The sequence below is a fragment of the Dorea sp. OM07-5 genome (genome assembly GCF_003481355.1).
Classification (GTDB): Bacteria; Bacillota; Clostridia; order Lachnospirales; family Lachnospiraceae; genus Dorea_D; species Dorea_D hominis.
This window is the reverse complement of record NZ_QUKZ01000010.1, coordinates 41,760-55,985: the sequence shown is the minus strand read 5'-3', so window position 1 is coordinate 55,985 and position 14,226 is coordinate 41,760. Positions and strand designations below refer to the sequence as shown.

Annotated in this window: 12 protein-coding genes; all 12 read left to right on the top strand. The window is 43.0% G+C overall.

Features of this window, described 5'->3' with window-relative positions; translation table 11 throughout:
• Nucleotides 1-86: 86 nt before the first annotated feature.
• Entirely contained in the window at nucleotides 87-890 is an 804-nt protein-coding gene (locus DXC04_RS10560; protein WP_021860219.1) for a TrmH family RNA methyltransferase, read from the top strand.
• 178 nt (nucleotides 891-1,068) lie between these two features.
• Entirely contained in the window at nucleotides 1,069-1,512 is a 444-nt protein-coding gene (locus DXC04_RS10555; RefSeq protein WP_021860218.1) for an NfeD family protein, read from the top strand.
• A gap of 5 nt (nucleotides 1,513-1,517) precedes the next feature.
• On the top strand, nucleotides 1,518-2,450 hold the full coding sequence (locus DXC04_RS10550; RefSeq protein WP_408640168.1) for an SPFH domain-containing protein: 933 nt from the start codon (nucleotides 1,518-1,520) through the stop codon (nucleotides 2,448-2,450).
• Between the two features lie 66 nt (nucleotides 2,451-2,516).
• Entirely contained in the window at nucleotides 2,517-3,509 is a 993-nt protein-coding gene (gene argF / locus DXC04_RS10545) for an ornithine carbamoyltransferase (protein ID WP_021860216.1), read from the top strand.
• Nucleotides 3,510-3,526: 17 nt separating this feature from the next.
• Nucleotides 3,527-4,507, top strand: coding sequence for a biotin--[acetyl-CoA-carboxylase] ligase (locus tag DXC04_RS10540; RefSeq protein WP_118660975.1), 981 nt, complete (start codon nucleotides 3,527-3,529; stop codon nucleotides 4,505-4,507).
• A gap of 38 nt (nucleotides 4,508-4,545) precedes the next feature.
• A complete protein-coding gene (locus DXC04_RS10535; RefSeq protein ID WP_021860214.1) occupies nucleotides 4,546-4,875 on the top strand; it encodes a DUF6145 family protein in 330 nt (109 codons plus the stop codon).
• 9 nt (nucleotides 4,876-4,884) lie between these two features.
• Entirely contained in the window at nucleotides 4,885-5,658 is a 774-nt protein-coding gene (locus DXC04_RS10530; protein WP_021860213.1) for a type III pantothenate kinase, read from the top strand.
• Between the two features lie 2 nt (nucleotides 5,659-5,660).
• Complete coding sequence (dusB, locus tag DXC04_RS10525; RefSeq protein ID WP_118660974.1) at nucleotides 5,661-6,617, top strand: tRNA dihydrouridine synthase DusB; 957 nt, start codon at nucleotides 5,661-5,663, stop codon at nucleotides 6,615-6,617.
• 205 nt (nucleotides 6,618-6,822) lie between these two features.
• Nucleotides 6,823-9,438, top strand: coding sequence for a bifunctional acetaldehyde-CoA/alcohol dehydrogenase (gene adhE, locus DXC04_RS10520; RefSeq protein WP_021860211.1), 2,616 nt, complete (start codon nucleotides 6,823-6,825; stop codon nucleotides 9,436-9,438).
• 640 nt (nucleotides 9,439-10,078) lie between these two features.
• Nucleotides 10,079-12,211: a PTS transporter subunit IIABC gene (locus DXC04_RS10515; protein ID WP_118660973.1), complete on the top strand. Its 2,133-nt coding sequence runs from the start codon at nucleotides 10,079-10,081 to the stop codon at nucleotides 12,209-12,211.
• A 59-nt stretch (nucleotides 12,212-12,270) separates the two neighbouring features.
• Nucleotides 12,271-12,528 (top strand): HPr family phosphocarrier protein, encoded by a 258-nt coding sequence (locus DXC04_RS10510; protein WP_021860209.1) that lies wholly within the window; start codon nucleotides 12,271-12,273, stop codon nucleotides 12,526-12,528.
• Nucleotides 12,529-12,576: 48 nt separating this feature from the next.
• Nucleotides 12,577-14,214: a phosphoenolpyruvate--protein phosphotransferase gene (gene ptsP, locus DXC04_RS10505; protein ID WP_118660990.1), complete on the top strand. Its 1,638-nt coding sequence runs from the start codon at nucleotides 12,577-12,579 to the stop codon at nucleotides 14,212-14,214.
• Nucleotides 14,215-14,226: the final 12 nt, after the last annotated feature.

The following is a 14,226-nucleotide window of genomic DNA, read 5'->3' as shown; positions in this document are numbered from 1 at the left end:
ATTGTGAAAAAGGTGAAGTAAAAAGCGATTTGCAGGCACCATAATCAGAGGTGCTTCAATATTATAGTTATTAAGGGACAGAGAGAATGATTACAAGTACAGCAAACGGAAAAGTTAAAAGACTGATTAATTTAAAAAAGAAGAGAAAATTAAGAGATGAAGAACATGTATTTCTTGTGGAAGGCATCCGGATGTTCCGGGAAGTGCCGGTGGATGAATTACAGGAAGTATATGTATCTGAATCTTTTTATAAAAAAGAAAAAGTGCTGGTAAATGCGATTGCAGGGCAAGCCGGAGTGCATATAGAAGTGCTGACGGATACTGTATTTGCACATGCATCGGATACAAAGACACCACAGGGTGTTCTCTGTGTTGTGCGGCAGAAATCCTATAAGCTGGAGGATCTGTTAAAAGGCGAAAAGAGGCATCTGCTAGTGCTGGATAATTTGCAGGATCCGGGAAATATGGGTACGATTGTGCGGACTGCAGAAGGCGCAGGTGTAACAGGTGTGATCATGAGCCGTGACTGTGTGGATATTTACAATCCGAAAACAATCCGTTCAACGATGGGTTCTATTTACCGGATGCCGTTTTATTATGCGGAAGATATCCTGAAGGCAATCCGCAAGATCAAAGATGCCGGGATTAAAGTATACGCGGCGCATCTGGACGGGGAGAAGTCTTATGATGAAGAAGATTATGCTTTCTCCTGTGCATTCCTGATTGGAAATGAGGGGAACGGGCTGCGTGAAGAAACCTCGAAAATGGCAGATCACTATATCATTATTCCGATGAGTGGAGAGGTGGAGTCGTTAAATGCCGCAATAGCCGCTTCGGTATTGATGTTTGAAGTGAAGAGACAGAGAAGAAATACAGAGAAAAATTCATAAAATCATAAGGAAGTCAGTAGACAGTTAGAATTGCGTTATCGGAGAAAATATAGTAAGATAATGATACCAGAGACAAAAAGTCCGGCATCCACATGAGTTTACTCATAAGTGGATGCAAGACTTTGGGGCTCGGACAGATTGAGGGAGTGCGAAGCACGGAGCAAAGTGAGGAATATTTATGCAGACTGTATACTGGCTTATATTATTTGTAATATTATTAATTATCGAGATCTTGACTATGGGACTTACGACAATCTGGTTTGCCGGCGGAGCGCTGGTGGCATTTGTGAGCGGAGTGATCGGCTTCGGTCTGCCTGTGCAGGTTGTTGCATTTCTCATAGTTTCTGTTATATTACTGGTGCTTACAAGACCACTTGCCGTGAAGTACTTTAATAAAGAGCGGCAGAAGACGAACGCTGAGAGTCTTATTGGGGAACAGGCACTGGTGACAGAAGATATTGATACACTGCAGGCAGCAGGGCATGTAGAAATCCGTGGACAGGAATGGTCGGCAAAGACAGACGAACCGGATGGAAAGATCGCAAAAGATACGATCGTTGTAGTGGAAGGTATCCAAGGTGTGAAGCTTATTGTCAGAGAGAGAAGAAAAGAGGAGGAGTAAAGATGATGGCACTAAATACGATTTTTTTAGCAATATTAATATTGATTGTTGTGATGCTTATTATATCCTGTGTGAAGATTGTCAGACAGGCAGAGGCACTTGTAATCGAAAGACTGGGGGCTTACCAGGCAACATGGAGTACGGGACTTCATTTTAAAGTTCCGATTTTTGACCGTGTGGCAAGACGTGTTGATCTGAAAGAACAGGTTGTAGATTTTGCGCCACAGCCGGTTATTACAAAAGATAATGTAACAATGCGGATCGATACAGTTGTGTTTTATCAGATCACAGATCCGAAGATGTTCTGTTATGGAGTTGCCAATCCGATCATGGCAATTGAGAATCTGACAGCAACGACACTTCGTAATATTATCGGTGATCTGGAACTTGACCAGACATTGACTTCCAGAGAGACGATCAATACGAAGATGCGTGCTTCCCTGGATGTGGCAACAGATCCATGGGGAATTAAAGTAAATCGTGTAGAGCTGAAAAATATCATACCACCTGCAGCTATTCAGGACGCAATGGAGAAACAGATGAAAGCAGAGCGTGAGAGACGTGAAGCAATCCTGCGTGCAGAAGGTGAGAAGAAGTCAACAATTTTGGTAGCAGAAGGTCATAAAGAATCGGCAATCCTTGATGCGGAAGCAGAGAAACAGGCAGCAATCCTGAAAGCAGAGGCACAGAAGGAAGCAATGATCCGTGAAGCAGAAGGTGAAGCAGAAGCAATCTTAAAGGTGCAGCAGGCGAATGCAGACGGTATTCGTTTCCTGAAAGAAGCAGGAGCAGATGAAGCCGTGCTGACAATGAAGAGCCTGGAAGCATTTGAGAAGGCAGCAGACGGAAAAGCAACCAAGATTATTATTCCATCCGAGATCCAGGGCATGGCAGGACTGGTGAAGTCCATGGCAGAGATTGGTGGAAAAGATAAATAAAATAAACAACGGCTAAACAACGGCCAAAAAGGCTGACTGGACAATAAGGAAAGAAGGACACGAAGGATGAACCTAAAAGGCAGACATTTTTTAACACTGAAAGATTTTACAAAGGAAGAGATTACCTACATGCTGGATCTGGCAGCAGATCTGAAAGATAAGAAGAAAAAAGGAATTCCGGTAGATAAATACAGAGGCATGAATGTTGCGCTTATTTTTGAAAAGACAAGTACAAGAACCAGATGTTCTTTTGAAGTGGCGGCACATGACATGGGAATGGGAACCACTTATCTGGATCCAAGTGGATCCCAGATTGGCAAGAAAGAGAGTATTGAAGATACAGCAAGAGTACTCGGAAGAATGTTTGATGGTATCGAATATCGTGGATTCGGTCAGGAACGTGTAGAAGAACTGGCAAAACATGCAGGTGTGCCGGTATGGAATGGCCTGACAAATGAGTATCATCCGACACAGATGCTGGCAGATCTGCTGACGATCCGTGAGCATTTTGGAACACTGGAAAATATCCATCTTGTATACATGGGCGATGCAAGGTATAACATGGGTAACTCTCTGATGATTGCGTGTGCGAAGATGGGAATGCATTTTACAGCATGTACTTCTGAAAAATATTTCCCGGATGCAGAACTTGTTGAAACATGCAGAGGCTATGCAAAAGAAAGCGGCGGAACCATTACTTTGACAGAGGATGTAAAAGCCGGAACCAAAGGTGCAGATGTTATTTATACAGACGTGTGGGTATCTATGGGTGAACCGGATGAAGTATGGGCAGAGAGAATCAAAGAATTGTCACCATATAAAGTTACGAAGGAAGTAATGGATAATGCCGGAGAGAAAGCAATCTTCCTGCACTGCCTGCCTGCATTCCATGATCTGAAGACCAAAATCGGTAAAGAAATTTATGAAAAATATGGTCTTACAGATATGGAAGTAACAGATGAAGTATTTGAATCTTCACAGTCCAAGGTATTCGATGAGGCAGAGAACCGTATGCATACGATCAAAGCGGTTATGGTTGCAACACTTGGTGAGAGATAGAAAGTCGGAGCGATAAGATGAAAGCAGAGATTTTACGACTGCTGAAAGAGAGCAGCTCTTATATATCCGGGCAGCAGCTTTGTGATCATTTTCAGGTGTCAAGGACTGCAGTCTGGAAAGTAATGGAACAGTTAAAAAAAGAAGGTTACACAATTGAGGCGGTACGCAATAAAGGCTACCGCCTTCTGGATAGTCCGGATGTTTTGTCAAAAGCAGAAATTGAAAGTCTGGTTACGACAAAATGGGCGGGCAGACAGGTTGTTTACTACGACGAGACGGATTCCACGAATAATCAGGCGAAAGCGGCGGGTGAGAAAGGTGAAGTACACGGTACACTGTTTGTCGCAGATCGACAGACTGCCGGTAAAGGAAGACGCGGACGCGGCTGGGAGTCACCGTCTGGGAACAGTGTTTCCATGACTATTTTATTAAGACCGGAGATACCGCCGGTGAAAGCACCGATGCTGACACTTGTAATGGCGCTTGCGGTAGCAGATGGAATCAGGGATGCGCTTGGTGTGGACGCGGGAATCAAGTGGCCGAATGACATCGTACTGAATAAGAAGAAAATCTGCGGAATCCTGACGGAGATGAGTACGGAAATTGATTATATCAATTATGTTGTGATCGGAGTCGGGATCAACGTCAATCAGGAAACATTTCCGGATGAGATCAAAGAGACGGCAACATCTTTGAAGGTGGAGACGGGTAAGCCTGTAAAGCGTGCCGGAGTTATTGCGACGGTTATGGAAAGATTTGAACAATATTATGAACAGTTTGTGCAGCGGGAAGATTTGTCCGGAATCCGGGAGGCATATGAAGCGTGTCTGGTTAATCGTAACCGGGATGTGCGGGTATTGGATCCGGCGGGAGCATATGAAGCACACGCAAAAGGAATTAACGATACCGGTGAGCTGATCGTAGTTCTGCCGGATGGCACTGAGCGTGAAATCTATGCCGGAGAAGTGTCTGTGCGAGGAATCTATGGATATGTATAGACAGCCGGGACAAACTGTTGTAAAATAGCGGAGGTATTATGTACGAAGAGAAAATCGTCCTTTGTGGGGCAAATTCTTATGAAGAAAAATATTATCTGAATCCTGATTTTTCAGGACTACCGGATCATATCAAAGACGAACTGAAAATCATGTGTGTGTTATATGTACACGACGTAGGTGGCATACTGACACTGGTCTATGAAGAAAACGGAGAGCTGTGTTTTGAAGTGACATCTGAAGAGGGAGATCCGATGTTTGATGATATTGGAAGCCAGTTGAAAATCAAACAGCTTCAGAGAGAAAAACAGGAATTACTGCAGTCGCTGCAGTTATATTACAAAGTGTTCTTCCTGGGAGAAGAGCTGTAGGAGGAAAATATGTTATTAGTTATAGATGCGGGAAATACAAACATTACACTCGGCATTTTTTCGGAAGACAAGATCTCCGGTACTTTCCGTATGAAGGCAAAACAGCCGCGTACATCAGATGAATATGGAATCACATTGCGTGAATTGGTGGAAAGACATGGAATTGAAGGCGAACAGATTACAGACGTAATTATCGCCTCTGTAGTTCCGGATATCATGCATTCTTTAGGAAGCGCAATTATTAAATATTTTGGTGTAAAACCGATGGTCGTTTCAGCAGGAATTAAGACCGGAATCCGTATCGTTACAGAGAATCCGAGACAGGTAGGGGCTGATCGTATCGTGGATGCGGTTGCAGCATATACATTATTTGGAGGACCTGTTATTGTTGTAGATTTTGGAACAGCGACAACGTATGATATTGTCGGAGCAGATGGCACATTTGAAGCAGGTGTGATTGCTCCGGGAATCCGCACTTCCGCGCAGGCATTGTGGGGTGAGGCAGATATGCTGCCGGCGATCGAGATTAAGAAACCGGCATCTATTTTGGCGAAAGAGACGATTTCGGCAATGCAGGGCGGTCTGGTCTACGGACAGATCGGACAGACAGAATATATCATCAATCAGTTGAAAAAAGAGTCTGGTTATGAGAATGCAAAAGTCGTTGCGACCGGAGGGCTTGGAAAAATCATTGCTGCAGAGACAGATACGATTGATGTGTATGATCCTCAGCTGACTTTAAAAGGACTTCATATTATTTATCAAAAGAACAGGAAACGTTAAGCATGAAGATTGGAGAAGTAAAGCTTGAAAATCCATATATCCTCGCACCGATGGCGGGGGTTACAGACCTGCCCTTCCGTTTGCTCTGCAAAGAGCAGGGGGCAGGGCTTTTATGTATGGAGATGATCAGTGCGAAAGCACTGCAATATAAGAATAAAAATACAAAGACTTTATTGGCGATTCATCCGGAAGAATATCCGGTTTCATTGCAACTGTTCGGATCGGAGCCGGATATCATCAGTGAGATCGCGAAAATGATCGAACCACTTCCATTTCAGATCCTGGATATCAATATGGGCTGCCCGGTACCGAAGATCGTGAAGAACGGAGAAGGTTCTGCACTTATGTTAAGACCGGAGCTTGTCTATGAGATTGTGTCAAAGACGGCAAAAGCAATAAAGAAACCTGTGACAGTGAAGATCAGAAAAGGATTTGACGATGCGCATATTAATGCAGTGGAGATCGCAAAAGTTGCAGAAGAAGCAGGAGCAAAAGCAGTAGCCGTACATGGAAGAACAAGAGAGCAGTATTATTCCGGAAAAGCAGACTGGGATATTATAAGACAGGTTAAAGCAGCAGTGTCTATTCCGGTTATCGGAAACGGTGATGTGACAACCGGAGAGCAGGCAATCCGGATGCGGGAAGAAACCGGCTGTGATGGCGTAATGATCGGACGAGGCGCCCAGGGAAATCCATGGATTTTCAGAGAACTTCTGGAATACGAAAAGACTGGAAAACTGCCGGAACGTCCTTCGCCGGAAGTGGTTCGTGAGACAATGCTAAGACATGCGAGACTTCAGATGGAGTACAAGGGTGACTTTATCGGTATCCGCGAGATGCGAAAACACGTTGCTTGGTATACGAAAGGAATGAAAGGCTCATCCAAATTAAGAGATGAAATCAACCGGACAGAATCTTACGAAGAATTGGAAGCACTTCTTTATGAGAAGATCAAATAATGATAGCTACTTTATTACACCGCATTGATAGTGTGGTAAATATATACAAAAATCCTCCTGAAAATTATTGCTTTTCGAAGCGATTGTTTAAAAATTAACAAATATGTTAAAAAAATACCAAAAGTAATTGACAAAATATTAACGAGCATGTATAGTATGAAACATAGAAAGAAATCACATATACCATTTACAGGAGGATCAGAAGATGGCAAAGAAAAAAGAGACAGTACCAACAATCATTGATAGCGTGGAAACTCTTGAAGCAAAAATGAAAGCGATGAGAGAAGCACAGAAGATCTTTGCTACATACACGCAGGAACAAGTTGATAAGATTTTCTTCGAAGCAGCAATGGCAGCCAATAAGATGCGTATCCCTCTTGCGAAACAGGCAGTCGAAGAAACAGGTCGTGGAATCGTTGAAGATAAGGTTATTAAAAACCATTACGCAGCAGAATATATTTATAACGCATACAAGAATACAAAAACCTGTGGCGTGATCGAAGAAGATAAAGCATATGGAATTAAGAAGATTGCAGAACCAATCGGACTGGTTGCGGCAGTTATTCCTACAACAAACCCGACATCAACAGCAATTTTCAAAACGCTGATCTGCTTGAAGACAAGAAATGCAATCATCATTAGTCCACATCCGGCAGCTAAGGCATCTACAATTGCAGCAGCAAAAGTTGTTCTGGATGCGGCAGTGAAAGCAGGAGCACCGGAAGGAATCATCGGATGGATCGATACACCTTCACTGGAGCTGACGAATACCGTTATGAGAGATGCAGATATTATTCTTGCAACCGGCGGACCTGGAATGGTAAAAGCAGCATATTCTTCCGGCAAACCGGCACTCGGAGTTGGAGCTGGTAATACACCGGTTATTATTGATGACACAGCAGATGTGAGGATGGCAGTAAACTCCATCATTCATTCTAAGACATTTGATAATGGTATGATCTGTGCATCTGAGCAGTCTGTAACTGTACTGGACAGCATTTATGATGAAGTAAAGAAAGAATTTGCATACCGTGGATGTTATTTCCTGAAACCAGGCGAAGAGCTTGATAAAGTTCGTAAGACAATCATCATCAACGGCGCATTGAACAATAAGATCCCTGGAAAGTCTGCTTACGAGATTGCAAAACTGGCAGGTGTAAAAGTTCCGGAAAATACAAAGATCCTGATCGGTGAAGTAGAATCCGTTGATATTTCAGAAGAATTTGCACATGAGAAATTATCTCCGGTACTCGCAATGTACAGAGCAAAGACATTTGATGAGGCACTTGGAAAAGCAGCTCAGCTTGTAGCTGACGGTGGATATGGACATACAGCTTCTTTATATGTGCATCCGGCACAGACAGAGAAGATTGCAAAGCATGCAGCAGCAATGAAGACATGCCGAATCCTTATTAATACACCATCTTCACACGGTGGAATCGGTGATCTGTACAACTTCAAACTTGCTCCGTCCCTCACACTTGGATGTGGTTCATGGGGTGGAAACTCTGTATCAGAGAACGTAGGCGTAAAACATTTGATCAACATTAAGACGGTAGCTGAGAGGAGAGAGAACATGCTGTGGTTCAGAACACCTGAGAAAGTATACTTTAAGAAAGGCTGTATGCCGGTAGCACTGGATGAACTTGGAACCGTAATGCATAAGAAAAAAGCATTTATCGTAACCGACAGCTTCTTATATAAAAATGGATATGTAAAACCGATTGAAGAGAAACTGGATGAGATGGGAATTCAGCACACATGCTTCTATGAAGTAGCACCGGATCCGACATTACAGTGTGCACAGAAAGGTGCAGACCAGATGCGCGCATTTGAGCCGGATACAATCATCGCACTCGGTGGTGGATCTGCAATGGATGCTGGAAAGATTATGTGGGTGATGTATGAACATCCGGAAGCAAACTTTGAAGACATGGCAATGGATTTCATGGATATCCGTAAGAGAGTATTTACATTCCCGAAAATGGGAGAGAAGGCATATTTCGTAGCAATTCCTACATCTTCTGGAACAGGATCTGAGGTGACACCTTTCGCGATCATCACAGATGCAGAGACTGGTGTAAAATGGCCGATCGCTGACTACGAACTGCTTCCGAATATGGCAATCGTAGATGTTGACAATGCAATGACAGCCCCAAAAGGACTGACAAGTGCATCCGGTATTGATGTTATGACACATGCGATCGAGGCATATGTATCTATCATGGCAACAGATTACACTGATGGTCTTGCTATGAAAGCAGTGAAAATGGTATTTGAAAACCTGCCATCTGCTTATGAAAACGGAGCAAATGATCCGATTGCAAGAGAACATATGGCAAATGCTTCCTGCATGGCTGGTATGGCATTTGCAAATGCATTCCTTGGACTGAACCACTCAATGGCTCATAAATTAGGAGCGTTCCACCATCTGCCACACGGTGTTGCAAATGCAGTTATTTTAACAGAAGTTATGCGATATAATGCAGCAGAAGTACCGACAAAGATGGGAACATTTTCTCAGTACCAGTATCCACACGCACTTGCCCGCTATGCAGAGCTTGGACGTTTCGCAGGATGCCAGGGAAATACAGATGAAGAAGTATTTGAAAACTTCCTTGCAAAACTGGAAGTACTCAAAGAGAAGATCGGTATCAAGAAGACGATCAAAGATTATGGTATCGATGAGAAATACTTCCTTGATACATTAGATGAGATGACAGAGCAGGCATTTAACGATCAGTGTACAGCAGCTAACCCAAGATATCCACTGATGAAAGAAATCAAAGAAATGTATCTGAAATGCTACTATGGTAAATAAAACTGTAGTAAATAAGAACAAATAACGGTAGTCAGCCGGGATGTGAATTTTGTATGTGATTTCTATAAAATTCATATTCCGGCTTTCTTTACTTTTCAAGGCCGTGCTGTGTTGCTATAATTGACATATACCTGCCGCTGACCGGAGCGTCAGTTTCAACTGTAAGGCTGAGGGACAGCGCCAATTTTATGGCAGAAAGTCAACGCCGGTTAAGTCCTTCACATCCGCTGCCGTTCCTGGCAGGAGGCGACTTCTTATGAACTATCTGTAAAGAAAACAGAGAAGAAGCTGGATACTACAAATTATGAGCACGCCAAAGCTGTGCGCAGCACAACAAAGGTGAGTCAGGATGTAAATTTTGTATGTGATTTCTATAAAATTTACATCTTGACTTTCTTTTTTTGATATGGTATAAATATGGCATACATGGTGTGTAACTGAGTAAGCAGGCATTAACCGTGCATAAGTATTTTGATATTTATGTAGGGGTAATGTCTTTTTTTTGCTGTATATATGAAACTTTGTTTTTCTTGCATAAACCTCTCTGAAAAGATGCTCACTCGCGCGAAGCGGAGAATTCTCCTATATAAATGTTAAAAACGGATACACTATAACAAGAAATAAAAGGAGAAGAAAAACTATGAAAGACAAAATTTTCGGAGTTTTGCAGAGAGTCGGAAGATCCTTCATGCTTCCGATCGCAATTCTTCCGGTAGCGGGACTGCTGCTCGGGCTTGGTGGATCGTTCACCAATGAAACAATGTTGAAAACGTATGGACTGATGAAGATTATGGGACCGGGTACGGTGCTGAACTTGATCCTGCAGGTTATGAGTGCAGCCGGAAATATTATTTTCACGAATCTGCCGGTGATTTTTGCAATGGGTGTTGCAATCGGTATGGCAAAGAAAGAGAAAGAAGTTGCAGCACTTGCATCTGTAATCTCATTTTTTATCATGCACGCTTCCATCGGGGCGCTGATTACGGCAAACGGTGGAGCAGACGCGATGTTAGAAGGAGCAGTTGCAGATGTATGTGGAATCACTTCCCTGCAGATGGGTGTGTTCGGTGGAATTATCGTAGGGCTTGGAGTTGCGGCGCTGCATAACCGCTTTTATAAGATCGAACTTCCGCAGGTGTTATCATTCTTTGGCGGAACGAGATTTGTACCGATCATTTCCGGTCTGGTCTATGTAGGAGTCGGAATTTTAATGTTCTTTGTATGGCCGGTGATCCAGTCTGGTATTTACCACATCGGAGATCTTGTTTTGAAATCCGGATATGCAGGAACATGGGTTTACGGATTTATGGAGCGTCTGCTGATCCCGTTTGGATTGCATCATGTATTCTATCTTCCATTCTGGCAGACTGCTGTAGGCGGAACATTAGAGGTGGCTGGAAAAACTATCGAAGGTGCGCAGAATATTTTCTTTGCACAGCTTGCAGATCCGTCTGTAAAACATTTTGCAGTATCCGCGACAAGATTTATGAGTGGAAAATTCCCACTTATGATCTTTGGATTGCCGGGAGCCGCGCTTGCAATGTATAAGACAGCAAAACCGGAAAAGAAGAAAGCAGTTGCAGGTTTATTATTATCCGCAGCCCTGACTTCTATGCTGACAGGAATTACAGAGCCACTGGAATTTACATTCTTATTTGTTGCACCGGTGCTGTATGGAATTCACTGTGTATTCGCAGGACTTGCTTATATGCTGATGCACGTCTTTAAAGTCGGTGTCGGAATGACATTCTCCGGTGGACTGATCGATATGTTCCTGTTTGGAATTTTACAGGGAAATGAAAAGACAAACTGGATCTGGATTGTGATCGTCGGAGTTGGATATTTTATCGTTTATTATTTCTTGTTTAGTTTCCTGATCAAGAAAATGGATTTGAAAACACCGGGACGTGACGATGTGGAAGAAGTAAAGCTTTATACGAGAGCAGATGTCAACGCAAGAAAAGAAGGTGCAGCAGCAAATCCAGAGGATGCAGTATCAGAAGGAATTCTTGTAGGACTTGGTGGAAAGAAAAATATTTCTGACGTAGACTGCTGTGCGACAAGACTTCGCTGCACAGTTTATAAACCGGAGCTTGTACAGGATAGCATTTTGAAAGCGACAGGAGCTTCCGGAGTGGTTCATAAAGGAAATGGAGTGCAGATCATTTACGGACCGAAAGTTACAGTGATCAAGTCAAACTTTGAAGACTATTTAGAAACAGCACCGGACGAAGAAATCGTTCCGCAGGCAGAAGAAGTTGCTGTAACAAAAGAAGAAAATACAACTGCAGAAAATGAAACAAAAGAAGTAAAAGAGACAATTATCGTGTCCAGTCCGATCACAGGTCTGGCAGCCGACCTGTCTACTGCACCGGATGAAGGATTTGCCGGACGCATGATGGGAGATGGAGCAGTTGTGACACCGGAAAATGCACAGATTGTTGCGCCGGAGGACGGAGAAGTCGTGTTTGTATTTGATACGAAACATGCAATTGGATTTTTAACTGACAGTGGCTTATCTTTATTGCTTCATATCGGAATTGATACAGTAAGCCTGAACGGTGAAGGCTTCCAGGTATTTGTAGAAAATGGACAGAAAGTGAAAAAGGGCGAAAAACTGATGGAAATTGATATTGATTTTCTGAAAGCACATGCCCCGTCTCTGTGTTCGCCGGTCCTTTGTACAGAACTGGAAGACAGTGATAAAGTAAGACTTCTGGCAGAAGGCGAGATCAAAGCAGGAGAACCATTATTTGCAATAGACAGATATTAAGAAACCCGTTGGAGGATCCAACATTATATAAAGAAAAATGAAAAAAGGAGATTAAACAAATGAAAGAATTTATGTACACAGTAAAAGACGAACAGGGAATCCATGCAAGACCGGCAGGAATGCTTGCGAAAGAGGCAAAAAAATACGAAAGTAAGATTACGATTTACAAAGATGAAAAATCTGCAGAAGTTACAAGATTGATGGCTTTAATGGCACTGGGAATCAAATGCGGACAGGAAGTACGTGTGACAGCAGAAGGACCGGATGAAGAAGCGGCAGCAGATGGAATCAAAGCATTTTTGGAGGCAAATCTGTAAAAGTTTGCAGAATGCAAAAGAGTGGAAAATATCGTTGAGGTAAAAACTATGGCACAGGAATATAAAGGAAAACCGGTATTCAAGGGCATTGCCCTTGGACCGGTTACAGTCCTTAAAAAACAGGATGTACAGGTAAAAAGAGAAAAAGCAGGGGATCCGGAATCGGAGATTAAAAAAGTAGAAGAAGCAGTTGAGACATCGAAAGAACAGCTTCAGCATTTATATGAAAAAGCATTAAGTGAGGTTGGTGAAGCGAGTGCGGCAATTTTTGAAGTGCATCAGATGATGCTGGAAGATGAAGATTATCAGGATGCCATCCGCAATATGATCCGTACAGAAAGAGTCAGTGCTTCTTATGCCGTCGCAGTGACAGGTGATAATTTTGCAGAGATGTTTGCGGCAATGGATGATGATTACATGCAAGCAAGAGCTGCGGATGTCAAAGATATTTCTAATCGTCTGGTTGAGAATTTAAATGGAAACAGCATAGGAATGGAAGCAGGAGAGGAAGCATCTATTATTGTTGCAGATGATCTTACGCCGAGTGAGACCGTGCAGTTGGATAAGGAGAAAATTCTTGGATTTGTAACTGTACATGGATCTTCCAATTCCCATACGGCAATTCTTGCGAGAATGATGAATATTCCGGCAATGATCGGAACAGAAATGGATCTGGATAAACTGGAAAATGGAATGACCGCTGTCCTGGATGCGTTTGCAGGAACATTTATCACAGAGCCGACAGAAGAACAGTGTGCGGCTGCAAAGGAAAAGATGCAGGAGGAAGAGGAAAAAGAGGCGCTTCTGCAAAAATACAAAGGAAAAGAAACCTGTACGAAAAATGGGAAAAAAGTACATCTGTATGCAAATATCGGAAACGTGGGCGATATTCCTTCCGTACTGGAAAATGATGCAGAAGGTGTGGGCCTGTTCCGGAGTGAGTTTTTGTATCTGGGAAGAGAAGATTTTCCGACGGAGGAAGAGCAGTTTCGTGCATACCGTCAGGTATTACAGACAATGGCGGGAAAGAAAGTGATTATCCGTACACTGGACATTGGAGCAGATAAACAGGTGGATTATTTTGGACTGGGTGAAGAAGAAAACCCGGCAATGGGATATCGTGCCATCCGTATCTGCCTGAAACAGCCGGAAATCTTCAAAACACAGCTTCGTGCACTTCTTCGCGCAGCGGTATATGGGAACTTGTCTGTGATGTATCCAATGATTACATCGGAAGAGGAAGTTGCCAAAATCCAGAAAATTGTAAAAGAAGTAGAAAACGAATTGACAAAAGAGGGAGTTCCATATCAGATTCCGGAACAGGGAATTATGATTGAAACACCGGCAGCAGTGATGGTCAGCGACGAACTGGCGCAGATGGTTGATTTCTTCAGTATCGGAACGAATGATCTGACGCAGTATACGATGGCAATCGACCGTCAGAATGCAAAGCTGGATGATTTTTATAATGCCCATCACAAGGCAATTATCCGTATGATCCGAATGGTGACAGAAAATGCGCACAAACATGGAAAATGGGTTGGAATCTGCGGTGAGCTTGGCGCAGATCTGGAATTGACGGATACTTTTATGGAAATTGGCGTGGATGAACTTTCCGTAGCACCGTCTATGGTGTTAAAACTTCGAAAACAGATTTGTGAATATGAAGGATATATGTTAGACTAGGAATAGTGAAGG